The following is a 26,489-nucleotide window of genomic DNA, read 5'->3' as shown; positions in this document are numbered from 1 at the left end:
GCTTTCCCCTCATTTCTATTAATCTAAGGCATATACACGGTTTTAATATGTGAAAGCTTCAAAAACACATCATCCCCACTAGCTGTCGTTAACTCAACCAAGTTGTTTTCAGCCTTTTTAAGGACACCGATTTTCATAGGGTCCTCTCCCCCATCAAATACTACAAGCTTTCCTGCATTTTTCTTTAATTGGTCCTCCAAAGAACGAAGCATTGGCACACCTGTCGGGTTGATGGGGAAACTCTCTTTATTGAGGGTGTATGGTGTGGCATGTTGATAATACGGAGTAAGCCATTTAAGGTGGTGCAGCGATACATACATCATTTTATATACAGGCGAGTAGAACCCAAAGTAATCATTGAAAACATTTGTGATATAACCGTGTAAAGGAATATGTCCCGCAACATGGATTTCTGAAAAAACCCCTTTTGCATTCATTAATGTTTTACGATAGGAAATGGACGCCATCTCTTCCATCATGGGGGACTCAATAGGATATTTAATCTCGCTATCAATCTCTGTACTCAGATTGAATCTATGGACATGCAGCATTGGAAAATACAAATACCGCTGTCCATTGAACAACACTAGAATATCCGTGCTCAGATCAGTCAGAATTCCTTTGAAGGTTTCTTTTCCTGAGAGTTGAACATCAATCTGTTTACCCAGTAATGCAACAGCATCACTCATTACTATCTCCTCCTAGAGGTTTATTCAGCTAAAAATCATTTGCACCCAATAATATAATAATAGCAGTGTCACCACTGTTGTTATGGGTATGACTATCAGGGATACGCTTAAATAATCTTTCCACTTTATTTTCATTTTGTTCTGTTTCAGGATATGCATCCAGATAAGCGAGGCAAGAGTACCGATGGGCAATAACAATGATCCCATGTCACTACCGATTATATTAGCTAGATAGATAGTTTTTAAGGTGATTGGATCAAGTCCCATTTCCGTTAAGGTAATGGTGCCTATCATTAATGCCGGATGATTGTTGAAGATGTTCGATAGGATCGAAACCAATCCTCCCATGACAAGGCTCGCACTCATTAACCCTTGGTTAACAATCGGTTCGCATATCTCTACAAGTATGGTTGTAAGTCCTACATTGTGGAGACCATAAATGATGACATACATGGAGAATGCGAATATCAGGATGTGCCATGGGGTCTTTTTTAAGATATCGACAGGATTTGTCCGTAAATGATACCATCTCCATACCAGTAAAGATAAAGAACCAAGTACAGCAACCCACTCAATTGGAATGGAAAAATAAGAAGCTACAAAGAGTAAACAGCGCACCACGAACACATAGAGCAATACTTTCAACATGAACTTTGTGCGTTGCCTTTTTGTTTCAACTGTCATTTTCCCCTTTAAAGGATGGAAATTCTTAGTAAAGAAACTTTCCTCAATGTCATAAGAAATATCCGGTAATTTCTTAGGCAATTTTTTCTTGACCACTACGAACATCAACCATGACATAAAGACCAACCCCAGAGTTGCAGGTACAAACATCATGGCAGTATGCATATAAAGCGTCATATGCACGATTTGCAATGCGATTAAATTAACAATATTACTCACGCCAATAGGCGCACTTGAAGCTGTTGCAATCAATGCCCCACTCAAAAGATACGGGATGGCCTCATGTGGTTTTAATCTAAGATTTTTCAGAAGCAAAATCAAGATGGGGGTCGTAATCATGATGCTGCCGTCATTATTGAATAACAGGGTCATTAAAAAACACAATAATTGAATGTACCAATACAGGCGATACCCCGATCCTCTTGCAAGGCTGGCAAGTCTTGCAGCCGCCCAATGAAAAAATCCAAAACTTTCCAATATAACAGCCATGACAATCGTTGCCATGATGGTGATCGATGCGCCCCCGATTTTATTGATAATATCCAAAATATCGCCATGGGATACTATGCCAGTCAGTAAAATAATCACAGCACCGATTGAAGCTGGCCATGCTTCATTTATTCCTCCCGGCCTCCATAATATAACTATCATTGTCATGGCGAACACAAAAATAGTCATTCCAATTTCAAAATGCATGTAGTTCTCCCCTTTTTGGGCCTTGAGCCATTGGATCCTACTTGTCCGATTCCTATATACTATTCACCTTTGTAAAAAAAGCATGGATATATAACCAGTCCCTCCAAATTGTACCTTTGTACTTCTAGTCATTTTGTCCACTAAAGAGAGATGCCCCTTTCCAAGAATCATGGTTAGGTGCCTACAGAATGATAGTATGGCGGTCCATCGTACCCCACAAAAAAGGGAAAACCACTTTAGTGGCCTCCCTTTTTGCAAAGCTTATGTTTCCGGTCTTCTCATTCTTTATCTGGAATTCCCCCAGCGTATGCTCCAAATCATTTATTAGCTGTGTAAGCTGCTGCGTATATTGCGCCAGTTCATTGGATGAAGCGGCTTGTTCTTCCATCGATGATGCAATTTCTTCTGATGAAGCCGTCGTTTGCTGAGATACGGCGGTTATTTCCTCTATCACTTTAACGACCGTTTCTTTTTGTAGATAGATGCTTTCAATGGATCGTGGAAAAAAAAACAGAATGAATGAAATTAAACAGGAAATGCGTACCAGTGAAAATGATACGAACATCTAATGCATTATTTTAATATAAAAGCAGACCGACTGATGATATGCCGGTCTGCTGATTGATGCTGATCATTTCCATAAAAGCAAGTGCCTTCCCTTACCTTTTATTCGCCTTGGTGAATGGCTGTCCTATTGCGCCTATTATAATCCTTATGTATCAGCCTGCATGCCATTCATCCATCAATACGTTTGACGGCGATCGTATATTCCTTATGCCATTTTTCCCATTCATCCATTGGAAAATCCTTATATTGACCATCCAGTAAATCTCTTAACATATCTAGGCAAACATGCCAGCCTGCCAAATCTTTTGATGTATGATCATTAACTGGCCGGATGGATTCTTTCAATACTAATGAGCATCCATCCTTTTCAGGGGATACCTCGAAACGAACCCAGCCGTCACCCCATTCAAAATCTAAAACGGCAGATTCCTGAAAATCCCTTATCTTCATATCAAAGGAGTCCCCTGACCCATCATTCATATTGAATTTTATGGTCCCGTCTTTTCGAAGGTCCTTCATTTCCAGGTTGGACATCCACTTTTCCACCTGATCATTCTCAGTTAAAGCACCCCATACCTTTTCCACCGAATGATTGAGCTGGCGATCGAATCTTGCGATGATCCCATTTCTTTCTTTTTCGATTACAGCTTGCATATACATTCCTCCCCATTCAATTCGTCCAAATGTTCCGGCCTACTAGATCTGATTTTTATGATAAAAAATGGTAGGATGGAATTCTCCTTTTGAGATACAGGAAACTTCCCTTGCATCAATGTCCGTCCCTCCTTGCCACTCCTCAGCCTGCTGCATGATTGAACGGCCTCGTCTATACTCAGTATACGTCATTAATTTTGCCATTTCCGCCCGATGGCCCCCGTTCCGCTTTGAGCATAAATGTATCTGTACACTTCCGGCTGTCTCACCCATTTAGCGACAAATAGAATTACATCAGGATTTATGGCACTCTCCCAATAGGAATGAACTAAAGACCGTTTCATGGGAGGGAAAAACCAATGGACAAGCCATCTTCCACCACCTGCATCAAAAGGTCCGAAAGCTCATTAAGACAGGCTCCAATTGATGTTAAACTTTCTACTCTCACATCAGCACTCACAGTTTTCACTCACTTTCAGGAGATACAGTTATATTCACCATCCCCGGACGCTTTGATAAAGAAGTAATGTGAGCAAGATGATGGCGGCCATGCCATGCATAAATGCCAATATTTTCACCGACCGTTACCTCTCCCGAATCAGGATGGATGAATGCCCGGTTCAGATCGTCTGCATGAAGGCGTGATAAAAGTTTGCCTAAGCGGGTGTGTACCGCTTCGATTAGTGATAAAGAAATATCAATCGGCAAATCATAATCAGGCAGCTCTGCCCATCGCCCCTCCTCATACGGTTTAATGACCGGGCTATTTTCCGTAAGGGCCAATTTAAAGCGAATATAGGCATTCATATGACTATCAGCAACATGATGCACGACTTGGCGGACCGTCCATCCTCCAGGACGATAAGCCGTATCAAGCTGTTCATCATCCATGCTGCCTACTGCCTCCCGCAGCATTCCAGGCAAAGCCTCAATCTCCGTGATCCAGCCCTCGGCCACACCACTAGTAATTTCCCCATCAAACTGAAACCTTCCAATCGGGTATCTCAAATCCATCTCATTCTCCCCCTTTATGTTCAATGCACCTATATATAATTCTTTATCAATGCTGACAAGTCCTTTATACTTGCAACCCTTAGCTAATGCAACCCCTATATTGATCTTGATCGCTTTTCTAATTAATCCGCTATACGCTGGATTGAATAATCAAGACATCTATGCTTCCATCCACATCATTAAGTAAAAACTGTTTTCAAGGATGAAAAATAAAAGCTCGATCTTGACGTTAACGTATCTGGTAATATATTAGGACTTGATACACAAATAAATTCACTTGTAAACGCTCTTTTCTCATGAGTTTGCTGCTCATTCATGTGAGTAAAGATCAATTCACGAGTATTTGATCCAATTTCACGAGTAAATCCACTAAATTCACGAGTAAACGCTCTTTTCTCATGAGTTTGCTGCTCATTCAGGCGAGTAAAGATCAATTCACGAGTATTTGATCCAATTTCACGAGTAAATGACCCAATTTCACGAGTAAATCCACTTATTTCACGAGTAAACGCTCTTATCTCATGAGTTTGCTGCTCATTCAGGCGAGTAAAGATCAATTCACGAGTATTTGATCCAATTTCACGAGTAAATGGCCTAATTTCACGAGTAAATCCACTAAATTCATGAGTAAACGTTCTTATCTCATGAGTTTGCTGCTCATCTTGTGTTTAAAAGCCCTCTTAGTTATGAAAAAATTCAGGATGGTGCCTTTTTGGTTCCTGAATATTGAGCTGGGAACTATTCATTTTTTAGTGGGATTTATATCATAAAGCATAAAAAAATGGTAAATTAAGAGTATTCTAGCAATGGGGGTTTCCAAATGAGCATTCAGAAAGCGACAATACTTGAGCTTGAAACTCTGACAGAACTTTTTGATTTATACAGGGTGTTTTATGAGCAAACATCCGATCCTGATCGTGCAAGGGAGTTTTTAAGAGAAAGACTGACGAATGGAGAGTCTGTGGTTTTTATGGCGTTTGAAGAAGGGAATCCTATTGGTTTTGTTCAATTATACCCTTCCTTTTCATCTGTAAGTATGGTGCGGTCATGGGTATTGAACGATTTATACGTGAAAGAGTCCGCCCGCAAAAAAGGATTTGGCGAGGAGTTATTGAAGGCGGCCATCACTTACGCACGGGAAACAGGTGCCAAGGGGGTTTTACTTGAGACAGGTAAGGATAATGTAAATGCACAAAAGCTTTACGAGAAAATTGGTTTCGTTCGTGAATCGAATTATTTTTATCATTTCACCATTTAATATAAAAAAGTGTAGGGAAAATTTTCTTTTCCCTACACTTTAATGCTATTTATCTAGAAAACTAATTATTTAGCGGTTTCCAGGCTGGCTTGAATTTCTTTAATAAGAAGTTCAGCACCTTCAGCGCTAAGTATTAATTTACCGTCAGCAAGTTTCATATTGTCATCGGAAACGTCACCTGTTACTTGACAAGTCATGTTTGGTTTATATTTTTGAAGGATTATGCGCTCTTGTTCTACGTAGATCTCCAAAGCGTCTTTCTCATTAATTCCTAATGTACGGCGTAATTCAATTGGAATGACTACCCGTCCTAATTCGTCAACTTTACGTACAATACCTGTAGATTTCATATAATTTACCTCACTAATTTTCTTTCAAATGGGGATTCTATATATTTCGTCACCATTCGACATTATTTGCACTTCTATTAAGATACCACTCCCTACCATATTCGTCAATTCTCGTATCTTCGTATATTATCTGCCTTAATAACATTTTTACATTCAATTTTAGTAAACCCTTCATAAAGCCCGTCATACCGCCATTCCCTGTTATTATGATGGTATATATTACTAATTTTACAGTTACACTGCCAACGTTCCCATTTTATTTTTAACAACAACTCCTTTCATTCCATGTCGAATGATGGAGAAGGAATATCACTAGTCTTAAAGAATCCTGTTGATTTTCTTTTGCATTTGAAGGACAATTTAAATGGATGGATTTTAAAATTTCGAAAATTTTTTCTTCTGCCTTTGATGCAGTGGAACGTGATACTTCTGATAAGAATGTTTTAAAGTCTTTTATAATAAGAAGAAAGCCGAAACGATTGCCACACTTAAAGAGTCTTGGCTAATTACTGGCTCATAAAACAGATTGAGGTGAGTCAATTGCGTCCGATTATATTAGGTATTTGTTCTGCTTTCTTTTTTGCATTCACGTTTGTTTTAAATCAATCCATGGAGTTGTCTGGTGGAAGTTGGATATGGAGTGCTTCACTTCGATATATCTTTATGGTGCCTTTTCTGCTATGTATCGTATTAAGCAGAAAAAACCTGCGCCCCCTTTTACGGGTGATGAGAGAACGGCCGGGACCTTGGCTGCTTTGGAGTTTTGTAGGATTTGGGTTGTTCTATGCTCCTTTATGCTTTGCATCCGCCTACTCACCTGGCTGGCTAATCGCCGGCACTTGGCAAATCACGATCATTTCGGGTGCATTACTTGCGCCGCTGTTTTTTGAAAATGTCCAAACGAAGGATGGGCTCGAAAGGCAAAGAGGTAAGGTTTCTGTGAAAGGCCTCCTCATGTCCATGATCATTCTGCTTGGGATCATCCTGATGCAACTCGAACACACCAAGCACATTTCAATGGCCAATCTCTGGTTGGGGGTCATCCCCATCGTTATCGCCTCGTTTGCATACCCTTTGGGAAATCGAAAAATGATGGAAGTATCCGAAGGACGTTTGGATGCTTATCAACGTGTATTAGGAATGACGTTGGCGAGTCTGCCTTTCTGGTTTCTGCTTTCATTGTACGGTTTCTTTACAGTAGGGGCCCCGACGAAGATGCAGAGTTTCCAATCCCTTTTGGTAGCACTATTTTCTGGTGTCATTGCCACGGTCCTTTTTTTCAAAGCGACTGATTTGGTAAGCGGAAATATGCAGAAGTTGGCTTCAGTTGAAGCTACTCAATCAATGGAGGTGCTTTTTGCCTTAGCTGGCGAATTACTATTCCTATCGTTACCGATTCCTTCTCCGTTATCGTGGTTCGGCATCTTTATCGTTATCATAGGAATGATCCTTCATAGCTATGTGTCACATAAAAAAGAAGGTTCATCAGGGAAACGGACCGTGAGTGCTTAAATAGCAAGAAAAAAAGAAACTGTTACGCTCTTTTTTACCATTGACAGGTCATGATAAATTGATGATTTTTAGAGTGGCAAAAAAGTTCACCATTCATTTTTTTCATTAAACTTTTACCTTGAGTAAGTTCAAAAAGTATGTATAATGAAAGGTAATTGTATATGTCAAAGGTTTTCTAGGGTTCCGCAGTGCGTTCTATTGCTGGTCTGGTCCGAGAGAAAACTCACAGCATGCTGTGTCACGGAAGGATAAAAGCCTGGGAGAAACCGTTTAACGGTTATCTCTTGGGCTTTTTTGTTTTTTTGGTAAAGAATAAAATCGGAGGTGCGATATTTCATGGGCACAAACTGGATTAAAGTATTCATTGCAGCTTTTTTTGAAGTATTTTGGGTGATTGGCTTAAAACATGCAGATGACTTTTGGACTTGGTCTGGAACGGTCATTTCGATCATCATCAGTTTTTATTTGATGATTATGGCTGGAAGGAAGCTTCCTGTCGGAACGGTATATGCCGTTTTTGTCGGTATGGGGACCGCGGGGACCGTTTTTTCCGAAATCATTTTCTTTGGAGAATCCTTCAAGCTGAGCAAAATGCTATTGATCCTCCTCTTATTATCAGGGGTGATCGGCTTGAAGCTAGTGACTGATGATAAGGCTGAGAAAGGGGATGAATCTTAATGGCTTGGGTCTCTTTAATCTTAGCGGGGCTATTTGAAATGTTTGGGGTTGCGATGATAAATAAATTGCATAAAGACCGGAATTGGCAATCCTTGCTACTGTTATTCATCGGATTTGGAGCAAGTTTTCTATTTCTTGCTTACGCCATGCAAACCTTGCCGATGGGGACAGCTTATGCTATCTGGACAGGGATTGGCGCATCAGGAGGAGCGATAATCGGGATGCTCTTATATGGAGAATCCAAAGATTGGAGAAGGATCGTTTTTATAGCCATGGTCCTTGGTGCAGCAGTGGGATTAAAACTTGTTTCATAGGAATGAATGAAGGCGATTTTTCGTAGAAATTCCAAAAGAAAAAAAGGAATATACACTACAATTTTTTATAAAAGCATAGAAAATCAAAGACGGTACATATATATTATGTGCCGTCTTTTTACCTAACTTGAATTAAGAAGAATTTTTCACGTGAAGTCATTTTATAAAAATTGACTTGCATCCATCTTAGTGGAATCGTTCCCCTTAACCTGTTTTAGCGTCGCTACTATAAGGAAGCTAACAATCACTAATAAGAGCCATGAGCTTACCTTTCCTAGATGAACGAGACTCCATGCATCGGTTTGGTTTGGATACTCCCAAGCTCCAAAGAATGTTGCGATATTTTCAGCTATCCATATAAAAAATCCGATGAGCATAAATGAAAGTGCGATTGGCATACGATAACGAGTTCCACCAACCTCGTATATGACCAATGATCGCCAAAAGACGATGATAACAAGTCCGGATAACCACCAACGAACATCAATCCAATAATGGTGTGTGAAAAAATTTAAATAAATAGCAGCAGCAAGAGGTACAACGACCAAATATGGTGGCCACTTGACCAGTTCGACCTTTAACCTCCTCCACGCCTGGCAAAGATAACTCGCTACACTTGCGTACATGAATCCGCTATAAAGAGGCACTCCAAAAATTTTGAAATATCCTTCCTCTGGATAAGTCCAGGAGCCCATATGTACCTTGAAAAGTTCAAGTGCAAGTCCAATAAGGTGGAACAATGTGATAACCTTTAGCTCATCTCTTGTTTCAAGCCTAGAACGCACCATCCACCACTGCATCAGAAGGCAGATGATGAGCAGCCAGTCATACCGTGGCAGGAAGGGAAGCGGAATGAATCTTGTAATGGCCAAAGAAGCAAAAATAACGGCAGGAAACAAACATGACAGGGCTTGCTCCCAACCAAAACGAACGAGTTGTTTCAGTGCTCTCATGATTGGTGCCTCCACTTTTTTAATGGTTAAATTCATGAGTAACTCCCCTTTCTTCCACTTTTTAACCTTGGGTATCTTCATCATTTCGGTATTCTAAAATATCTCCGGGCTGACATTCCAAAGCCTTACAAATTGACTCTAAAGTGGATAATCGAATCGCTTTTGCCTTACCGTTTTTCAATATGGAAAGGTTAGCCATCGTTATTCCAACCCTCTCAGAAAGTTCTGTAACACTCATTTTCCTTTTAGCGAGCATCACATCAATATTGATTATAATTGCCATGTTTTCCACCTCAGACTATTAAGTCATTTTCTGATTTTATATCGATGGCTTCTTGTAAAAGCCTTTGAAGAACAGCAGCAAAGACTGCAATCACCATTGAAGCAAAAATGACGACCAATCCGATTAATATGATACCTGGGGCGTCGTCCATTTCCGCCATAAGATAAAAGAGCGGCATGCCTGCCACATACAAGCTACTGATTGTGATTGCACAGTATTTTATCTTTTTTAAAGCTCTTACGGATAATTCCGAGAAAGCTTTGTTCTTGTCAATAAAGCTTAAAAGTTTAAAAGCTTGATATAGAGCAAAGTAAAATGGTATCACCGATGCATACAAATCGATTAAAACGAGATATTTCAAATAAGCCATATCCGGATACAATTCTGCTGCAAACTTCGCTATCCCAGGCACCAAAAAGATGCACAAAGCAAGAATCGGCATTCCAATAAGAATAACAGCTATCTTTAAAAAGATCGTTGACACTTGTTTCATAAAAAGCACCTCATTAATTTTTTGTCCATTTGAATTTAACACACCTTTTATCGTTTTACAATAAAACATTGTTGTTTTTTATTATATTATTATTGTTACCGAAATATCCTTTTCATTTTAAAAAAAATAAAAAAGCATTCCTCATTACGAAGAAATGCTCCATAACTAAACTATTCAATTCATAAATTAATAACTATGGTTCCCCTTAGCTCTACTGGTCTGTGTAACCGTATCCCTCTCCTTATATCATCAGGATTTCCCTGATATCCTCCTCTGTAAGTGCAGATGATGATTTTTCCCCAGGGTCGATGATTTCTTCAATAAGGTGTCTCTTTTTCTCTTGCAGTTCATTCATTTTTTCTTCAATTGTGCCACGGGCAACAAGTTTGATGACCTGAACCACATTCTTCTGCCCCATTCGATGGGCACGGTCCGCGGCTTGTTCTTCCACTGCTGGATTCCACCAAAGGTCATATAGAATGACTGTATCGGCACCCGTCAGATTGAGACCCGTACCGCCCGCTTTCAATGAAATGAGGAATACATCCCGTTCTCCTGCATTAAACCGATTGCAGATTTCCACACGTTCCTTTGATGGAGTTTGTCCATCCAAGTAGAAAAAGACCTGTCCTTTAATAGCCAAATCCCTGCCGATGATTTGAAGCATTTTTGTAAATTGCGAGAAAATCAGTACCCGTCTTCCAGAAAGCTTCGATTCTTCAACAATTTGCATCAGTTGCTCATATTTTGCCGAGCTGCCTTTATAACCGTCCACAAATAAGGCGGGGTGACAGCATATTTGCCGAAGCCGGGTCAAGCCAGCGAGGATCCTGATCCGATTTTTCCTGAGGGTGTCCTTGTCCAAGTGTTTCAGCGTATCATGCCGCAGCTTCGCCAGATAGGCGCCGTACAGTTTCTTCTGATCTGGAAGCAGTTCCATCGATTCCAGCGATTCGACTTTTTCCGGGAGTTCCGAAAGCACATCCTCTTTCATTCTCCGCAGCAAAAATGGCCGGATTCTCCGGGAAATCTGTTTCCTTGAGAGGTTACTATACTCCTTTAACCCCATGAATAGTTCAGGGAATACCACATGGAAAAGGGACCAAAGTTCTTCTAGTGAATTCTCGATGGGTGTACCAGTTAACGCGAAGCGATGTGCCGCTTTTATTTTCTTGGCCGCTCGTGCCGTTTGTGTCCCTGGGTTCTTAAAGGCCTGTGCCTCATCGAAAAACACCGTATGGAAGTCCTCTTTTTCAAACCACGTGATATCCTTCCGGAGCAATGGATAAGAGGTGATCACTACATCCACGTCCATTACTTCCTTAAACAGCTTCGACCTTTCCTTTTTATGGCCATCCACGACGACGGCTTGTATATCAGGGGCGAATTTAGTGAATTCGCTCAGCCAATTGTAGGTTAATGATGAAGGGCAGACAATAAGCGCAGGAACCCTTTTCTTACGGATTCCAGGCAGCTCCGATAAAATGAATGTGATGCTTTGCAGTGTTTTGCCCAGTCCCATATCATCAGCCAGAATCCCGCCAAATCCGTATTGGGCAAGTATTTTCATCCATTTGTAGCCGTTCTTTTGATAATCGCGCAAAATCGGCCCAAGACTATTTGGCACCATGAACTCCAAGGCACTCGGATTCCCGATGTTATCCAAAAACTGACGGAATGATTCCTCTAATGTGAATGTCTGGCTGTCATTAACGGAATCAAGGAGTTGCAGCCCTTTTACGATTGGCATGTTCAGACTGTTTTCCAGGTCTTCATTTTGTACGGGAAGTGCATTCAGAAACCGATTGATTTCCTCGAACTCCCTTGTTTCAAGGGAAAGCAGCGATCCATTTCTTAAACGATAGTACTTCCTTTTCTCTTCAAGCGCTGCTAAGACCTCACGTATATGTTTATCGGGGATCGCATCCATTTCAAATTTGAATTCGAGCCAATCAGTCCGTTCTTTTTTGATTTTGACCCTAATGCGGGGTGCAGCATTCCCACGGGAAATCCGGTTTCTGACAGCTGTCGTGGCATAGATTTGTACCAGCTTTTGAAGTTTTGGAACGATGTGGTATAAAAACTCATACTCCAGCTCTTCATTATGTAAGAAATAGCCGCCGTCAGTCTCGGCAAACAGGCTTTCCTTCATAAGCTTTAGTATCTCCGCCTCCTTATCTAAATCCCTTATAAGCATGGCGACCGCCTTGGATTCCTGTTTTTCCAATGGGTTGATCACGATATTTTCATAGTGGAATTCCAGCCCCGCAAGCAGCCTGTTTTTCACTCGATCCAAGTATAGCTTAGCAACCAGCGGTGTCTTCAAAAACAGTTGGGTGATGGACCTTGCTATATGGACTTCACCGAGCCTTTTCAAACCTGGTACCACTTTGTCCAGGAATAATTCCAGTTGGTCATGATGGATTGGAATTCGATTCATTCCCGAATCCTCGAGCATTTGCTTCAATTCTGAAAGGCGTTTGCAATCCTCTTTTTCGAGCTGAACCAAATTCCCTTCAAATAGGACCATTTTGTATGCATTCATCACCATCATCTCATTCAAACCTTTAATATTCAGCTGATAATCTTCGCCCTCGCTTTGGGTAAAATCAAACTGTAAAGGAAGCGGTTCGCCGGATAAACGAAGACCATCAAATGTATGGCCTCCATATGCAAGCTTCACCAATGGCGCCCTACCAAGGATTGGGACAAGTCTTTGAAAGGAAGATGGAGGCAGAAGTAATAAGTGATCGTCCATTGTATATTTAAATTTGTCCGTAAGGGCATCAACATAAACCTTTTCATCCGATATCACTGTAATAAGCTCCTGAAGCACTGCATCCGTTTCCTTATGAAAACAATGCAATTCAGGGTCATATAAAAATGAAAGGGTCAATTGGGCAGTTTTTCCTTCTTTTACCCGTTTCAGGAAATCCCGGACATTCAACAAATTGAAAGAACCGATTTTCATTTCCATTCCTAACATATATTGTCCAGTAACTATCCTTACAGGTTTACACGTAAACTCTGCATCAAGCAATTGCCTGTTTTCAAAGTGGAGCTGCTGACCGCTTTTGCGTACAGGCTGATTATTGAATAGGGTCAGCAAGCCCTCAGACAACTTCTTATTGGCTGAAATATCAGAACCAGGTACATTTAGGCCATCAGGGATCGTTCCCTCTCGCTGATGATCGCAAACCGACAGCAGTACGGCTGCAATATGCTGACAATCCCTTTGGTAGGAAGCTAGCGAAGGACAACTGCATGTAGTCTGAAAACCACCGACAGAATCCACTTCGATCGAGACATGGAAATCTTCCATTCCTTTAACCGCTGCTTCACAACCATCAGGACGGTAACTTTGAAATGTCACTTTATTGGCACGATGAAAAGCTTCCCCTCTTTTGAAGGAGACGGCCCCGCACATGTCTTTTATGATTTTTTGATTCAATTTGATATCCAAATTGCCGTCCTCCCTCCTGAGGTTTTTTTGTTAATTGATTTTACATTCCGCTGATAAATAAAGCTCATTTAATCATCATACTATGAAATGGGTATACGAGGTTGCAAAAAAGCAAAAAGACAAACCCATCATTCAAATTAAGATTTGATTGATGGAGTTTATCTTAGTTCAGCAACGGGAATTGCAACTTTATTGTTGCCCCTTGACTTTGTTGCCTTTCTTTTTTTTTCGATAAATGAAGCTGAACAATAAGGACACAAGAAGAACAAGAAATAGGATTAGTTCAGCCGGTTCTTTCACCAAAAAAGGGTTCAAGGCATGTTTCATTGAATTATCCAAATCAAATCCTAAAAGAAAATCCATACCTAAAGAAAAGGCCACTAATGGAATCAGCAGCAAAACCGTAATACCGAAAATTTTCATTTTTCATCTATTCCCCTTTTAGGAACTTATTTTGGTGCTGGCCTTGCTTCTTTTTCGATTCTTGAAAAAGGCAATGATCAAGAGAAGCATCGGGATGATCACTTGAAATGGGAGGTGGATATAGATCGGAACGGCGTCTAATCCTTCATGGATATGTTCCGAATAGTTGCTTGCGATTACAATGGAAATCAGTAAAATGACAAAGCCGATCGGATAAGCAAGTCTGGAAGGCTGTTTAACATTGAAAACATTCGCCGTACCCGTTAACGCTGCATAGGTAAATATACTTAACTTGATGAACCCGCCAATCATCAGCTTCAATAAAAAATAAACATCAAGGCGTTCGAGGAAGCCAGCGATCTCAATGGACTGAATGAGTGTAAGCAGTGGATATTGCGAACGGGTTGTAAGATCCACTCCAAGTACCGCTACGTTCATAGCCATTATAAACGAGAGAAAAATACCTCCTGTAACCAAACTCCCGATCCCGATTTTTTTCAATAGCTGAGGTTCGTTCAAATAAGGAAAAATCATCAAAAAGACAATGATTTCGCCAAATGGAAAGTATATGGTTTCAGTAAAGGCCATTCTGATCATCTCCGCCCCACTGATTTCGAAAACGGGCTTTAAGTTGTTTAAATGGATCATGCCTGAAACGACTATCAGAAAAATGAATGTCAGTAAAAGTAAATTCTCCAAGACAAAAAACATTTCACCCGTCCTTGCCATTACCTCTATCCCTTTACGAACCGTAAATACCACTACCAAAATGAATGTTGCATTAGCAAAAAATAATGGAAGGTGAGGATAGGCAAAAGTAAGCAGTGTCTCTCCGAAATCCCTCAACACCCTTGCAGCGAGATATATGAAATAAAGAATGTATAAAAAGGCTACTATCCTTCCTAAGAAGTTCCCCAATATATTTCTTACAAAATCAGTTAACAGCTGATCAGGGTAGTATCGAAAAAGACTATAATAAACGAAAAATAATAAAAAACCGCCTATCATCGCAATAAGAATGACTAGCCATGCACCCTGTTTAGCATCTCCTGCAAGAGGAACCAATAGAGCACTGCCCATTTCAAACAGGAAAATAAGGACGAACAGCTGATAGCCGCTAATTTGTGCCTTTTCCACGAAGATGCCACTTCCTTCCCATTATTGATCACCCTTTTTAATATTTGAAAGATACGGCTTATTACGTAATCCTGTACGGCGAATGAAAGTCTCTACCTGCACCTGTGCCTCCAGTTTAGGAAAAGTAACATCGTCCCAATCCTTTTCTAACTTCTTCCATACTTTTGGATGGGATTCATGCATGATTTCACCAAATCCAAAAATATCGGATTTATTTTTTTGGGCCCGTACGATTGCATCTTCCATCTCCTTCTTCAAGTTCTTGGCTAACTTCTTTTCAATATCAATCAGGACGTGCGGACTATTTAGATTCAAGGGAACATCCGCTTCGCGAATATCTCCTTCTGCACGGACCTTTATAAATATCTTAGGTTTACCATTTTCCATTTTTACCGAAACATTGGTTTTTTGGCGAATCACCTGATAGGTGATTGCGTCTTTTTTATCCTTCCAATCCATGTTTAGATTGGTACCTTCAATCCTATCCAATACCCACATGGATCCGATTGCCTTATCACCATCCAGCCAGTCAACCAATTTCCCTTCTTTAAAAACACCTATACCAGCTGCTATAGGGTTTGCCTGAATATCTGAAGACTGGGTATTCTCCATTTTGTCCTCTTTACCTTTCTGACCGTTCACGGTAAAACCACTTATTATCGGTTCTTTTCCGGTACTTACAAGATTCTTGATCACTTCTTGAAGATTGATATTGACACTTCCGCCCTGTTGTTTTTCCGTAGATTCAATTGTCCTGATGATTTTTTCAGCTGTTACTTTATCGATTGACGTCAGCGTTTCGACTATATTCCTTGCTTTTATACCACGGGCAATCACGATCCTCGTAGTCGCCCTAAATTCCGGGGAACGTTCAAAGGCATCAAAAATCGCGTTGATGCCCTCTTCTTTTGCTATTTCCTCACTTATGACAATCAGGTTTGCATGGGCAAAATACATATCCCTTGAAATTTTGGTTGAAGCAACACTATCCATTTCCAATATATTATCTCCGCTGGCCCTATAAATGGAGATGGGTGGATTTGTTCCGCCGCCCCCTTGAAGAGCTCCCGCAACATTGCTTGGATTAATAATTTGAAACGTTGCCACTAATTTCCCTTCTTTATTTTTATCGACTCCCACTGCCGAAACGATGGCCATTTCGTTTAATTCTTTTTTATCCCAACAGCCGGAGGTGAATGTAATGCAGATCAACATCAAGAGCAGGACTAATCGTTTACGATTCATTGCCTTCACCTTTTTTCTGGTCAGAAGTTTTCATTCCACGCGATTCAGGAGGCAGTGGTCTTTGATTATCGCCTTCCCTTATCAGATTATTTGGGTTGGTTACTAATTTGGGCCTCTCTTTAAACGCCCACATCGGTCTTCTGAAGAATGTGTCGCCTAACCCTTCCGGATTAAGAGGGGCCAGCGGTGTCATATAAGGAACTCCAAGTGAACGAAGGCTGCATAAATGGACAATAAGGACGATAAAGGCTAAAATCATGCCATAAAAACCTAAAACACCGGCACAAATGATAAATCCGAAACGCACTATACGGGCTGAAATGGCTATTGCATAAGATGGGGTAGCAAAACTGGCAATCGCCGTGATCGAAACGATGATGACCATTGCCGGCGATACGATGCCAGCCTGGACTGCAGCCTGCCCAATCACCAATGCCCCTACAATGGACATGGTCGAACCGACAGCCTTTGGCATCCGTAGGCTTGCTTCCCTTAATATTTCAAAAGTCATTTCCATGAGAAGCGCTTCAATGACGGCCGGCAAAGGAACCGTTTCCCTTTGGGCCGCAACGATGACCAGCAACTTCGTTGGGATCATTTCCTGGTGAAAGGTCGTGGCTGCAACATAGACAGCAGGCCCGATTATAGAGATTATAAAAACGATGATCCGTAAAAAGCGTGTGGCTGAAGCAATATCGAAGCGATTATAGTAATCTTCGACAGATTGGAAAAACTGGACGAATAAGGCCGGTGCCACCAAGACAAAAGGCGTTCCATTAACGAATATAGCCACTCTTCCTTCAAGTAGGTTCCCTGCGACCATATCCGGCCGTTCTGTATGATTAAGGGTTGGGAATGGTGTCATGACCTGGTCTTCTATCAATTGCTCAATATATCCTGATTCAAGAATGCTATCGATGTTAATTCGGTTTAAGCGCTTCTTGACCTCTTCGACGATCCCTTCCTTGGCAATCCCATTTATATACATGATGGAAACATCCGTTTTTGTCACGGTGCCTATTTTCATCGACTCTATCCATAAATCCGGGGTATTGATGATGCGGCGTAACATGGCGATGTTCGTTCCATTCGATTCCGTGAACCCTTCTCTTGATCCCCTGACAGTCAAATGCGTGCTTGGTTCCTGAATCGAGCGCCGTTCCCCCCCTTTTGTACTGGCAACCAAGGCTATGTTTATACCATCAACAAAAATGATGCTATCCCCTGATAATAATGACAAAAATAATTTTTCCCATTCCTTGACGGTTTCTACACCACCGAGGGAAATCACGTCTTCAGAGATTACATCCAACGCTTCTTGTGGAAGTATTTTTTCTGATAGATGAGGGTTTTTCATGATAGATTCAATTAAAAAATCCGTAACGCTTGGATTATCAATCAGACCCTGCACATACAAAATAGTCGTTTTTATTTCCGGATTTTGACCTATTTTCAACGTTCGGATAATAATGTCCGGACTGTTTCCCGTCTTATTCTTCACGATTTCCAGATTGGCCGAAATGGAACTTTCAATATAATCAGGTGTTTTGGATTGACCTTCATCTTCCTTTTTCTTTTCATTTTGTTTCATTTGTCTTTTTTGTTTGAAAAAAGAAGCCATAGCACCGAACCTCATTCCTTTTTCGTTTCACTCATTTTGTCCAAAGCACATTCCCTTTATTCTGAGTTCCACCTTCTTGCTCACACAAGAAAAAGGCTGTCGCAATGACAGCCTTTGGCGGTTATGTTCGGTTATGTAATGAAAGTGCCGTTTTCGTTTGGCCCCAATCAATTATTTCCCTTTGCCTTTATCCCTTCTAAAAATCAAAACAACGAAAAGAATCAATAGCAAGGCCAATATTACATAAACGACGTTAGAATAAATGTCCATATACCCTACAATATCTTCCCACGAAGATCCAACGGCCGCCCCGATATTCACCAAGATGACGTTCCAAATTAACGTACCGGATGTAGTGTATAGCAGAAAGAGCCAAAAGCTCATATGGGACATGCCTGCAGGAATCGAAATCAAGCTTCTGATCAGCGGAACGAGTCTACAGAAAAACACGGTCCAGGCCCCGTACTTATCAAACCATGAATTCGCCTTATGGACGTCGGATACCGTTAACCGAAAAATATGCCCCCATCTATCCACGAACTTTTCAATTATTTTCACATCAAGAAGTAAACCAATCCCATAAAGGACGACCGCTCCTGCCACTGACCCCAGTGTCGAAGCAATCACAACACCGATAATTGTCATATTCGCCGTCGTCGTCATGAAACCGCCAAAAGTCAGAATGACCTCTGACGGGATCGGCGGGAAAATATTTTCCAATGCTATTAATAGAAAGATTCCTATATACCCAAAATCATTCATGAATTCCGTAATCCAATTTTCCATTTAATCTCTCCTAACTGTATTGAGTCAGTATCTGACCCTGTTACCCTCCGGCTGCTAATCTTGCAATATTCTTGTCCCTTTATTACATATCTTTGTTCTTCCGCCGGTCTTGATACCTTTGAAAAAACCAAATGGAGATCGCAATCCAAAAACCACCCGCCAAATACCCGGCAATGATATCACTAGGATAATGGACCCCCAAGTATATTCGGCTTATACCTATTGAGAGGATCATCGTCATGCTGAACAGAATCAATAGAACCCTTGCCCACTTAGCCGTAATATGACGCCATAGCAAAAATGTGAGAATACTGTATAAAGAGAATGCATTCATGGCATGTCCACTAGGGAAACTGTACCCCCCTATTTCGATGAGTCGATGTAAATCGGGCCGGGCGCGTCTAAAGAAAAGCTTAACCATCAAATTGAGAAGAGGTGAACCAATTATGACAGCACTGAATAAAATTAGTTCCAAACGATGCTTTAAAACCTTATATAAGAAAAACAATATGAACAAGGAAAGGATGATCAAGGCACTGGTTGAACCTATGTAGGTAAAGAACTTCATGATGCTCGTTAGTAAGGGCGATTCCAATCCCTGCACTAAGGCAATCACGACTTCATCAAATTTCAGGTATTCCTTTGCACTTATGGTAAATGCAATGAAACTGAACCCTATTAAAGAAAGTACACTTACTATAAAGGCAATGGTTAATTGTTGCTTTAATCTCATAATAACATCCTTTCACTTTTGAAACCGTTTCAAATGGAAATATCTATTTTATCCTAACCTTCTTCATTATAGGCAGAATGTAAAGGCTTCATCGCCCGCAAACCTCACCCAGAGGATGCCGGAGCACACTTCCATCTACTTTTTCATACTACCCTATTGGTCATTATCACCTCAACTTCAGGTTACTTTAGATTCATACATTCACATGTATCGTTACATCTTCGGTTTCGTTTCACTTACCATTTTGTTTAATCATTCTAATGATCGATCATGGCACAATCAAAATATACATATTTTGTATTTTCATTCTTAAACCAAAGGAAAAAGAAGCATGAATGTAAATTTCGGCAAGTAGCGAAAAATTATGCTGAATGGAGAAATGATTTACCGGATGAATTGATGGAAAGTTAAAAATGAGGGGAATGAACTTTGCTGAGGTTCAGGTGGCAGACCTATGTTCTGGATTTGGGGTTCTGGGCAGTACTTTATATAATGAAGGAGCAACGGTGATTAGTGTTGAACCATCAAAAAAGAATTGATCGAAGAAGCCAAGAATATCGATGGACAACTGATTATATAATACTTTAACCCGGTATGCAGAAACCACTACCCTAAAAAGTGATTTTTCGACATCGCAACCGTTTTAAGGGCTTGGCACTGAATTGACAGAGAAGAAACTCTAAAGGAAGTAAGGTGGGTTTTAAAAGATATTGGTTCGTTTATCGTGATGTATTCGGGATTCACTTCAACAAGCAAAAAACCTTATGCAGGTTAGTGCACAAGGTTCTTTTCGTTTTTTAATGTGTACGGCGTGCCTTAAGCGGTAGTGATGTCAAAGTTTGCCCAGTCGCTGAATCAGTAAGATTTTCTTCTACCTGGAATGTTGGCACCGCTTCAATATGCTTGAATTTCTTCAGGAATGTAGTAAGCGCAATCTTTGCTTCTAGCCTCGCTAGCGGAGCTCCTAGGCAGAAATGAGGACCATTCCCGAATGTTAAATGTTTCTTATTATTAGGGCGGTGGATATTAAGGGTGAAGGCGTCTTCAAACATCGCTTCGTCCAAATTAGCTGCACTCATCCAAACAACCACGTTTTCCCCTTTTTTCAATTCCACTCCCAATAGATCGTTATCTTCCTGTACGGTGCGATCTAATTTAATGAGATTGAACCGGAAACGGAGCATTTCTTCGACCGCCTGCGGAACCAAATCCAGGTTTTCATGTAATTCCTGATAAACTTCAACGTCATCATATAGCAGGGAATAAAAGCTATTGGCCAGTAAATGACTTGTTGTCTCGACCCCTGCTCCTAAAATCAGCATGGTCGTCCGGACAACCTCATCATCCGTAAACATTTCCCCATCCACTTCTGACTTCAATAGATCTGAGATGATATCATCTGCCGGGTTTAATCGTTTTTGCACAACAATTGGATATAAATATTGATAGTATTCTTTTGCTGCCACTTGCTTCATTTCATTTACTTCTTCTTGTTTTTCTTTATCAAAAGGAAGGAATAAGATATCCACCCATTTCTTAAACAATAAACGATCTTTCGAGGGAACACCCATTAAATCTGACATCACAATGATCGGAAGCGGACTCGCCAATGATTGCACAATATCGATTTCCGTGTCCTCATCCATTTGTCCAATCAATTCATCTGCAATTTCCTGAATGCGTGGTTCCCAGTTTTGAAGACTTCTAGGTGTGAATGCTGCGGCCAGCAGAGAGCGGCGTTTTCTATGCTCAGGTGGATCACTTTCAGTTATTCTGATCTTTTCAGGGACTGCTCCTTCACCACTATCCGTTCCAACCGATATGGTAGTCCGTTTCCGAACACTTGAAAAATGTTTATAATCACTGAGAACCCGCTTCACATCTTCATATTTAAAAACATTCCACGTATCCGTTCCTTCGTGATAACTCACATGGTCATTTTCTAACATCCGTTTACACCAAGCGTACGGACTAAATTCCTCCGTCCGTGTTTTAAACCTAGTAAATTCTTTTATTGCAATAACTTCTTTCATGATACCGACTCCTCCCACTTCTCAAAGATACCTAACAAAAGGATCGAATGTTCAGTATTCTTAAATCTCAGTCGATTTGAATAGGGTCGAGCATTCCTGATAGACTTTTACCATTTACCTTAAACATGAATCTATTCCATTATAGGGTAAAACACTGTAGCAGACCATGCATCTTCCATACCAGCACCCTCACATGAAATTTGCCCCACATTCCCAACAATCTATGTAAAACTGCTTATTTTTGACAATTCCCTTTCTTTTTCTATTTTTTTATGTCTCTTAATTGATGCTTAAAATCCAATCCTCTTTTTCAAATTCGGGGACAGTGCTTTTGACTAAGTTATTTCAGTATAGATTTTTTTATAATTGCCGGAGTTTGTAAAACCTGAACGTTGATTGGAACGCAGGGCACTAACTTTCCGCGGGCGGTCTTTGCGCCTTTGGGGTCTCCCTTGGACATGCTTTTCCCGCATATATGGAATAAAACCATTACTAGATTGAAGAAATTTACGACACTCCTGCCGAAACTGCTAGCCGAGACCCCGGAGGCGCTTTCGGCAAGGGAGCGAATTTCTAAAATCAACTGGAATTTTTTAAAAGAAAAAACTGCAGGCAAACTCGATTCTCATCAAGCTTGCTTGCAGTTGGAACGGCTGTACGATGCAGCCGTCAATTTTTGCCTCTTTTAATCAGTTCATGTAAATCATCCATTTTCTTTTCCATGATATCTAGTCTGGTTTTACGGTGCTTGCTGGAACGGAAAAGGGATACGGCGCCAACAATGATCAGGATTAGAAATACAAGGCAAAACAATTGGTATATCAGATCAGCAATATTAAAACTACTCACTATGTGATCCCCCTAAAATGGCATTCTCAGTATTTATTATACACCAGGCAAAATTAACATTTTAACCTTTTTAAGGAGAAACGAGAATAAAAAAACCGATAGCCAATTTGCTATCGGTTAATCTTTTATACCTCTATTTGTTTATCTTCAGTATCTTCTTGGGGCACAATCAATTCATTATAGAATGCTGCCAATGTAGTTCCGACATAAGGAAACAACCATAGTAAACCAATTCCTATCGTGAACATGCAAAGGATGCCCCAACCTATGAAGCTTAGATGCATAAGGAAATACTTCCATTTCAAGCCCTTCATTCTTTTTCTGCTTTCTGTAATGGCTTCAAGCACCGTGTATTCTGGATGATCCTTCAATATGAAAAACACCTGCGAATAGGCAATGCCTTTGATGATACCCGGAATGATTAATAATAATGACCATAAAAAAATGAAAATAGCTTGTAAGATGGATGCCCCAATAAGCTTGAAAGAGGTTTTTCCATCTTTATAGATAGCGAATACTTCTGGAATATCAGGGTTTCCTTCCCTAACCAAATTCAGGTAGAACCAAGTGGTTGAAATGGTAAGCGGGATTAAGGCAATGGAAAAGACCATGCTGAAGATATCAGACCATAACGGTGTTTCTTCCTGCATGAACCATTGTGAAAACCCACCGCTTCCGATCACATCGACAATTATAGGTAAAATGAAATTGATCAAGAACAAGAGCAACATAAGCGAAACTGCTACACCCCATTTACCTCCCAACGAATGAAGGGCTTTCCTTTTTAATTCTGAGATTCTCATACTCTGATTAACTCCCCTTTTTATACGGAAGAATTCTGAACATTCACCATTTCATTGTAAATATGGATGAATTCAGAAAAACCGCTTTTTAATTGATGTCTAAATCTCACTTAGTATTTTAACATAATATTTCTAGCCATGGGCTTAAATTCCTAGAAAGCACTCACGGATAAAGAAAAACGGCTTAACCAGTTTCGAGCAATCAGGATCACCTCCCAAATCGACTTGGCTTGTTTGTATAACAGTTTATGAAAGGGAATATGGCAATATGCCCTTTCCAAATGAAAAATACCTTCGCGAAACCATACCATGTTAAGGTGTATGGTCAGCGAAGGCGCTTTTATTTATCTTGGTTAAAAGTTTTTTCGTTATATAGTTCTTTTTTCCTTCCTGGCTTTGTCATCACCATTTATTTGACCACAACAAAAAAAGAGCATCCCAAAGCTAAATCGCCTTGGAACGCCCTTTTTCCTATGATCAATCAGAGCCAGTTATAACGAAATCGTCTTGGAGCAAAGCTAAAGGAAGCTTTCTATTTATAGGATCCCCTGCCGAGACATTAATTTCAGTAATATGACCACTTGCACCAATTGAAACATCAATCAATTTCCCATCTTTCGTTTTCACTAAAAAGAGCCTCTCCCATTCATAAACATAGGAATTCTTTTGAACGTAAACTTGTTCGATGGTCCCATCCTGAGCACACTCGATGGTATGAATCGGTTTTAACACGGAATCACTCCTCCACCCTCCATTATTAGACTAAAGCTTATACCCAGCCACGGAATATCGAGGCTTCTGCCATTTTTCTGACACCCACCATATATGCAGCCAGCCTCATATTCACTTTTCTTGTCTCGGACATTTCATATACTTGATTAAATGAGTTGACCAATAACGCTTTTAATTTGGTTTGGACCTCTTCATCTTCCCAATAATAACCTTGATTATTTTGAACCCACTCAAAGTAAGAAACAGTCACACCGCCTGAACTTGCCAATACATCGGGTACGAGAAGCACATTGCGTTCCGTCAAGATCTTGGTTGCCTCTAAAGTGGTAGGTCCATTCGCTGCCTCCACGACAATTTGGGCCTTGATAAGATGTGCATTTTCTTTGGTGATTTGATTGGAAATGGCAGCAGGCACTAAAATATCACAATCTTGTTCCAGAAGTTCTTGATTGGTGATTTTATTATCAAATAGTGTCGTTACCGTTCCAAAGCTATCCCTTTTATCAAGTAAGTAATCGATATCCAGACCATCCTGGTTATAAATGGCACCATATGCGTCCGAAATCCCAATTACTTTCGCACCTGCATCGTGCATGAATTTGGCTAAAAAGCTTCCTGCATTCCCAAACCCTTGGACGATGATGCGTGCACCTTTCAATTCTATACCCTTACGCTTTGCCGCTTCCTCGATACAAATGGTGACTCCTTGAGCAGTCGCCTTTTCCCTACCGTGTGAACCGCCCAGAACCAGTGGCTTACCTGTGATGAAACCAGGTGAATCGTGTTCTCTTATTCTACTGTATTCATCCATCATCCATGCCATGATTTGTGAATTTGTATAAACATCCGGGGCCGGAATATCTTTAGTCGGCCCAACTATTTGGCTGATCGCCCGAACATACCCACGGCTAAGCCTTTCTAATTCACCGATGGACATTTGGCGCGGATCACAGATGATGCCGCCTTTTCCTCCGCCATATGGCAGATTCACAATTCCGCATTTTAAACTCATCCACATTGAAAGTGCTTTGACTTCTTCCTCATCGACTTCTGGATGAAAACGGATTCCACCTTTTGTCGGACCGACAGCATCGTTGTGCTGGGCACGGTACCCAGTGAATATCTTCGTCGTATTGTCATCCATCTTAATCGGAATCCGGACGGTCAGCATCCGAAGAGGTTCCTTCAAGAGCTCGAACACTTCTTCAGAATAGCCAAGCTTATCAAGCGCCTCCTTGATTACGACCTGTGTTGAATCAAGCAAGCTGGCAGTTTCTTTTTCTTCTTTGACAGTTGTACTCAATGGAATTCACCTCATAGGGATATTAGGATAAAACTCTTTTAATGCGTTCGATTGCCCAATCCAAGTCTTCTTTAGTAATCACTAATGGCGGAGCAAAACGGATGACTGTATCATGTGTTTCTTTACATAGCAGTTTTTCTTCTTTAAGCTGCTCACAATAAGGTCTTGCAGCTTCTGTCAATTCAACCCCGATGAATAAGCCTCTACCACGGATTTCTTTAATCATGGGATTCTTGATTTCTTTTAAGCTATCCATAAAATATTGTCCAAGCTCCAATGAACGTTCCGCAAGCTTCTCATCTTCAAGTACTTCCAAAGAAGCGATGGAAACCGCACATGCCAATGGATTGCCGCCGAATGTAGAACCATGGGAACCAGGATTGAATACGCCAAGGATTTCGCGGTTTGCAGCTACGCAAGAGATCGGGAAAACCCCGCCGCCAAGCGCCTTGCCTAAAATGTACATATCCGGAACTACTCCATCCCAGTCAGAGGCGAACATTTTTCCTGAACGTCCAAGTCCTGATTGAATTTCATCAGAAACGAATAGGACATTATTTTCTTTACATAGTTCGTATGCTTCTTTTAAGAATCCTTGAGGCGGTATGATGATTCCAGCTTCACCTTGAATCGGTTCGATTAAAAATCCAGCCGTTTGCGGTGTAATCGCTTCTTTCAATGCATCAAGATCGCCATAAGGGATAAGCTTGACCCCTGGTAACATCGGTCCAAAGCCCCTTCTGTACTCTTCATCGGACGACAGGGACACGGCTGCCATTGTACGGCCATGGAAATTCCCGATACAAGCAATGATTTCCGCTTGGTTTTCTGCGATTCCTTTAACATCATAACCCCAGCGCCTAACAGCTTTGATTGCTGTTTCAACGGCTTCAGCACCCGTATTCATAGGAAGCGCCATGTCTTTTTGCGTAATGCGTGAAACCATTTCGTACCACGGGCCTAATTTATCACTATGGAATGCACGGGACGTCAATGTCACGCGATCGGCTTGTTTTTTTAATTCGTCGATGATTTTCGGATGCCTGTGACCTTGGTTCACTGCTGAATAGGCACTTAGCATATCCATATATTTGTTTCCTTCAGGATCTTCCACCCAAACTCCTTCTGCCTTCGAAATGACGATTGGAAGTGGATTATAATTGTTTGCACCATATTGTTCTGTTTGCTCGATTAATTTTTCCGTTACTGTTGTCAT

Annotated in this window: 30 protein-coding genes and 1 riboswitch; of the genes, 5 read left to right on the top strand and 25 right to left on the bottom strand. The window is 40.8% G+C overall.

What is annotated here, in order from left to right:
• Positions 1-23: 23 nt before the first annotated feature.
• The 8 genes from ACFX4X_RS05465 to ACFX4X_RS05430 form a co-directional block, all read right to left on the bottom strand.
• A complete protein-coding gene (locus ACFX4X_RS05465; protein ID WP_284469949.1) occupies positions 24-689 on the bottom strand; it encodes a DUF2642 domain-containing protein in 666 nt (221 codons plus the stop codon).
• Between the two features lie 24 nt (positions 690-713).
• Entirely contained in the window at positions 714-2,069 is a 1,356-nt protein-coding gene (locus ACFX4X_RS05460; RefSeq protein ID WP_377382293.1) for an arsenic transporter, read from the bottom strand.
• Between the two features lie 181 nt (positions 2,070-2,250).
• Entirely contained in the window at positions 2,251-2,634 is a 384-nt protein-coding gene (locus ACFX4X_RS05455) for a hypothetical protein (RefSeq protein WP_377382291.1), read from the bottom strand.
• 170 nt (positions 2,635-2,804) lie between these two features.
• The gene (locus ACFX4X_RS05450) at positions 2,805-3,290 is read right to left on the bottom strand and encodes an SRPBCC family protein (RefSeq protein ID WP_284469946.1); all 486 of its coding nucleotides are present in this window, start codon (positions 3,288-3,290) and stop codon (positions 2,805-2,807) included.
• Positions 3,291-3,332: 42 nt separating this feature from the next.
• Positions 3,333-3,494 (bottom strand): hypothetical protein, encoded by a 162-nt coding sequence (locus ACFX4X_RS05445; RefSeq protein ID WP_284469945.1) that lies wholly within the window; start codon positions 3,492-3,494, stop codon positions 3,333-3,335.
• On the bottom strand, positions 3,482-3,634 hold the full coding sequence (locus ACFX4X_RS05440; RefSeq protein WP_377382286.1) for a hypothetical protein: 153 nt from the start codon (positions 3,632-3,634) through the stop codon (positions 3,482-3,484). Before ACFX4X_RS05440 ends, ACFX4X_RS05445 begins: the two co-directional genes overlap by 13 nt.
• Before the next feature lie 121 nt (positions 3,635-3,755).
• On the bottom strand, positions 3,756-4,304 hold the full coding sequence (locus tag ACFX4X_RS05435; protein ID WP_377382283.1) for a YfiT family bacillithiol transferase: 549 nt from the start codon (positions 4,302-4,304) through the stop codon (positions 3,756-3,758).
• 179 nt (positions 4,305-4,483) lie between these two features.
• Positions 4,484-4,861, bottom strand: a complete 378-nt coding sequence (locus tag ACFX4X_RS05430) for a hypothetical protein (RefSeq protein ID WP_377382280.1) — start codon at positions 4,859-4,861, stop codon at positions 4,484-4,486.
• A gap of 263 nt (positions 4,862-5,124) precedes the next feature.
• Between ACFX4X_RS05430 and ACFX4X_RS05425 the strand changes: the two genes are divergently transcribed.
• Positions 5,125-5,562, top strand: coding sequence for a GNAT family N-acetyltransferase (locus tag ACFX4X_RS05425; RefSeq protein WP_377382277.1), 438 nt, complete (start codon positions 5,125-5,127; stop codon positions 5,560-5,562).
• Between the two features lie 65 nt (positions 5,563-5,627).
• Here the strand turns inward: ACFX4X_RS05425 and ACFX4X_RS05420 are convergent, their stop codons facing one another.
• Positions 5,628-5,912, bottom strand: a complete 285-nt coding sequence (locus tag ACFX4X_RS05420; protein WP_061464502.1) for a transition state genes transcriptional regulator AbrB — start codon at positions 5,910-5,912, stop codon at positions 5,628-5,630.
• A 540-nt stretch (positions 5,913-6,452) separates the two neighbouring features.
• Between ACFX4X_RS05420 and ACFX4X_RS05415 the strand changes: the two genes are divergently transcribed.
• The 3 genes from ACFX4X_RS05415 (at position 6,453) to ACFX4X_RS05405 (ending at position 8,416) form a co-directional block, all read left to right on the top strand.
• Entirely contained in the window at positions 6,453-7,424 is a 972-nt protein-coding gene (locus ACFX4X_RS05415; protein ID WP_377382274.1) for a DMT family transporter, read from the top strand.
• Positions 7,425-7,588: 164 nt separating this feature from the next.
• A riboswitch (guanidine-I (ykkC/yxkD leader) is annotated at positions 7,589-7,689 on the top strand.
• Between the two features lie 71 nt (positions 7,690-7,760).
• The gene (locus tag ACFX4X_RS05410; protein WP_061464505.1) at positions 7,761-8,102 is read left to right on the top strand and encodes a DMT family transporter; all 342 of its coding nucleotides are present in this window, start codon (positions 7,761-7,763) and stop codon (positions 8,100-8,102) included.
• On the top strand, positions 8,102-8,416 hold the full coding sequence (locus tag ACFX4X_RS05405) for a DMT family transporter (protein WP_061464506.1): 315 nt from the start codon (positions 8,102-8,104) through the stop codon (positions 8,414-8,416). Before ACFX4X_RS05410 ends, ACFX4X_RS05405 begins: the two co-directional genes overlap by 1 nt.
• Positions 8,417-8,577: 161 nt before the next feature.
• On the opposite strand, the gene ACFX4X_RS05400 is transcribed toward ACFX4X_RS05405, so the two are convergent.
• From ACFX4X_RS05400 to ACFX4X_RS05350, 11 genes are all read right to left on the bottom strand, one after another.
• Entirely contained in the window at positions 8,578-9,369 is a 792-nt protein-coding gene (locus ACFX4X_RS05400) for a DUF817 domain-containing protein (RefSeq protein WP_377382407.1), read from the bottom strand.
• Positions 9,370-9,430: 61 nt separating this feature from the next.
• A complete protein-coding gene (locus ACFX4X_RS05395) occupies positions 9,431-9,652 on the bottom strand; it encodes a helix-turn-helix domain-containing protein (protein WP_061464508.1) in 222 nt (73 codons plus the stop codon).
• 10 nt (positions 9,653-9,662) lie between these two features.
• Positions 9,663-10,145, bottom strand: coding sequence for a DUF2975 domain-containing protein (locus ACFX4X_RS05390; RefSeq protein WP_377382270.1), 483 nt, complete (start codon positions 10,143-10,145; stop codon positions 9,663-9,665).
• Between the two features lie 241 nt (positions 10,146-10,386).
• On the bottom strand, positions 10,387-13,608 hold the full coding sequence (locus ACFX4X_RS05385; protein WP_377382267.1) for a DEAD/DEAH box helicase: 3,222 nt from the start codon (positions 13,606-13,608) through the stop codon (positions 10,387-10,389).
• A 189-nt stretch (positions 13,609-13,797) separates the two neighbouring features.
• Entirely contained in the window at positions 13,798-14,031 is a 234-nt protein-coding gene (locus tag ACFX4X_RS05380) for a YczF family membrane protein (protein ID WP_125163426.1), read from the bottom strand.
• Between the two features lie 18 nt (positions 14,032-14,049).
• The gene (locus ACFX4X_RS05375) at positions 14,050-15,168 is read right to left on the bottom strand and encodes a GerAB/ArcD/ProY family transporter (RefSeq protein ID WP_377382264.1); all 1,119 of its coding nucleotides are present in this window, start codon (positions 15,166-15,168) and stop codon (positions 14,050-14,052) included.
• Positions 15,169-15,189: 21 nt separating this feature from the next.
• A complete protein-coding gene (locus ACFX4X_RS05370) occupies positions 15,190-16,413 on the bottom strand; it encodes a Ger(x)C family spore germination protein (RefSeq protein ID WP_377382261.1) in 1,224 nt (407 codons plus the stop codon).
• Complete coding sequence (locus ACFX4X_RS05365) at positions 16,403-18,034, bottom strand: spore germination protein (protein WP_377382258.1); 1,632 nt, start codon at positions 18,032-18,034, stop codon at positions 16,403-16,405. Before ACFX4X_RS05365 ends, ACFX4X_RS05370 begins: the two co-directional genes overlap by 11 nt.
• Positions 18,035-18,205: 171 nt before the next feature.
• Positions 18,206-18,820 (bottom strand): DedA family protein, encoded by a 615-nt coding sequence (locus ACFX4X_RS05360; protein ID WP_377382254.1) that lies wholly within the window; start codon positions 18,818-18,820, stop codon positions 18,206-18,208.
• Between the two features lie 82 nt (positions 18,821-18,902).
• On the bottom strand, positions 18,903-19,553 hold the full coding sequence (locus tag ACFX4X_RS05355) for a phosphatase PAP2 family protein (RefSeq protein WP_377382251.1): 651 nt from the start codon (positions 19,551-19,553) through the stop codon (positions 18,903-18,905).
• Positions 19,554-20,350: 797 nt separating this feature from the next.
• Positions 20,351-21,589, bottom strand: a complete 1,239-nt coding sequence (locus ACFX4X_RS05350) for a cytochrome P450 (protein ID WP_377382404.1) — start codon at positions 21,587-21,589, stop codon at positions 20,351-20,353.
• A 449-nt stretch (positions 21,590-22,038) separates the two neighbouring features.
• Between ACFX4X_RS05350 and ACFX4X_RS05345 the strand changes: the two genes are divergently transcribed.
• Complete coding sequence (locus ACFX4X_RS05345) at positions 22,039-22,275, top strand: hypothetical protein (RefSeq protein WP_377382248.1); 237 nt, start codon at positions 22,039-22,041, stop codon at positions 22,273-22,275.
• Here ACFX4X_RS05345 and ACFX4X_RS05340 read toward each other — a convergent pair.
• From ACFX4X_RS05340 to ACFX4X_RS05320, 5 genes are all read right to left on the bottom strand, one after another.
• Positions 22,256-22,435 (bottom strand): hypothetical protein, encoded by a 180-nt coding sequence (locus tag ACFX4X_RS05340; protein ID WP_061464519.1) that lies wholly within the window; start codon positions 22,433-22,435, stop codon positions 22,256-22,258. The genes ACFX4X_RS05345 and ACFX4X_RS05340 overlap by 20 nt on opposite strands.
• 125 nt (positions 22,436-22,560) lie before the next feature.
• Positions 22,561-23,238 carry a DUF975 family protein gene (locus tag ACFX4X_RS05335; protein ID WP_284469928.1) on the bottom strand — a complete coding sequence of 226 codons (678 nt, stop codon included), beginning with the start codon at positions 23,236-23,238 and terminating at the stop codon, positions 22,561-22,563.
• 477 nt (positions 23,239-23,715) lie between these two features.
• Positions 23,716-23,970 carry a biotin/lipoyl attachment domain-containing protein gene (locus tag ACFX4X_RS05330; RefSeq protein ID WP_089364895.1) on the bottom strand — a complete coding sequence of 85 codons (255 nt, stop codon included), beginning with the start codon at positions 23,968-23,970 and terminating at the stop codon, positions 23,716-23,718.
• A 37-nt stretch (positions 23,971-24,007) separates the two neighbouring features.
• Positions 24,008-25,273: a Glu/Leu/Phe/Val family dehydrogenase gene (locus ACFX4X_RS05325; protein ID WP_377382244.1), complete on the bottom strand. Its 1,266-nt coding sequence runs from the start codon at positions 25,271-25,273 to the stop codon at positions 24,008-24,010.
• Positions 25,274-25,295: 22 nt separating this feature from the next.
• On the bottom strand, positions 25,296-26,489 hold the full coding sequence (locus ACFX4X_RS05320) for an ornithine--oxo-acid transaminase (RefSeq protein ID WP_317778861.1): 1,194 nt from the start codon (positions 26,487-26,489) through the stop codon (positions 25,296-25,298).

The organism is Peribacillus sp. YIM B13481 (assembly GCF_042787985.1).
Taxonomy (GTDB): Bacteria; Bacillota; Bacilli; order Bacillales; family DSM-1321; genus Peribacillus; species Peribacillus simplex_A.
Note: the sequence above shows the minus strand (reverse complement) of the source record. Positions and strands in the feature narration are given on the sequence as shown.

Coding starts and splice junctions, on each gene's coding strand:
- ACFX4X_RS05465 (WP_284469949.1), bottom strand. CDS start 689: ATGAGTGATGCTGTTGCATTACTGGGTAAACAGATTGATGTTCAACTC.
- ACFX4X_RS05460 (WP_377382293.1), bottom strand. CDS start 2,069: ATGCATTTTGAAATTGGAATGACTATTTTTGTGTTCGCCATGACAATG.
- ACFX4X_RS05455 (WP_377382291.1), bottom strand. CDS start 2,634: ATGTTCGTATCATTTTCACTGGTACGCATTTCCTGTTTAATTTCATTC.
- ACFX4X_RS05450 (WP_284469946.1), bottom strand. CDS start 3,290: ATGCAAGCTGTAATCGAAAAAGAAAGAAATGGGATCATCGCAAGATTC.
- ACFX4X_RS05445 (WP_284469945.1), bottom strand. CDS start 3,494: ATGGCAAAATTAATGACGTATACTGAGTATAGACGAGGCCGTTCAATC.
- ACFX4X_RS05440 (WP_377382286.1), bottom strand. CDS start 3,634: ATGAAACGGTCTTTAGTTCATTCCTATTGGGAGAGTGCCATAAATCCT.
- ACFX4X_RS05435 (WP_377382283.1), bottom strand. CDS start 4,304: ATGGATTTGAGATACCCGATTGGAAGGTTTCAGTTTGATGGGGAAATT.
- ACFX4X_RS05425 (WP_377382277.1), top strand. CDS start 5,125: ATGAGCATTCAGAAAGCGACAATACTTGAGCTTGAAACTCTGACAGAA.
- ACFX4X_RS05420 (WP_061464502.1), bottom strand. CDS start 5,912: ATGAAATCTACAGGTATTGTACGTAAAGTTGACGAATTAGGACGGGTA.
- ACFX4X_RS05410 (WP_061464505.1), top strand. CDS start 7,761: ATGGGCACAAACTGGATTAAAGTATTCATTGCAGCTTTTTTTGAAGTA.
- ACFX4X_RS05405 (WP_061464506.1), top strand. CDS start 8,102: ATGGCTTGGGTCTCTTTAATCTTAGCGGGGCTATTTGAAATGTTTGGG.
- ACFX4X_RS05400 (WP_377382407.1), bottom strand. CDS start 9,369: ATGAGAGCACTGAAACAACTCGTTCGTTTTGGTTGGGAGCAAGCCCTG.
- ACFX4X_RS05395 (WP_061464508.1), bottom strand. CDS start 9,652: ATGGCAATTATAATCAATATTGATGTGATGCTCGCTAAAAGGAAAATG.
- ACFX4X_RS05390 (WP_377382270.1), bottom strand. CDS start 10,145: ATGAAACAAGTGTCAACGATCTTTTTAAAGATAGCTGTTATTCTTATT.
- ACFX4X_RS05380 (WP_125163426.1), bottom strand. CDS start 14,031: ATGAAAATTTTCGGTATTACGGTTTTGCTGCTGATTCCATTAGTGGCC.
- ACFX4X_RS05370 (WP_377382261.1), bottom strand. CDS start 16,413: ATGAATCGTAAACGATTAGTCCTGCTCTTGATGTTGATCTGCATTACA.
- ACFX4X_RS05365 (WP_377382258.1), bottom strand. CDS start 18,034: ATGGCTTCTTTTTTCAAACAAAAAAGACAAATGAAACAAAATGAAAAG.
- ACFX4X_RS05360 (WP_377382254.1), bottom strand. CDS start 18,820: ATGGAAAATTGGATTACGGAATTCATGAATGATTTTGGGTATATAGGA.
- ACFX4X_RS05355 (WP_377382251.1), bottom strand. CDS start 19,553: ATGAGATTAAAGCAACAATTAACCATTGCCTTTATAGTAAGTGTACTT.
- ACFX4X_RS05335 (WP_284469928.1), bottom strand. CDS start 23,238: ATGAGAATCTCAGAATTAAAAAGGAAAGCCCTTCATTCGTTGGGAGGT.
- ACFX4X_RS05320 (WP_317778861.1), bottom strand. CDS start 26,489: ATGACAACAGTAACGGAAAAATTAATCGAGCAAACAGAACAATATGGT.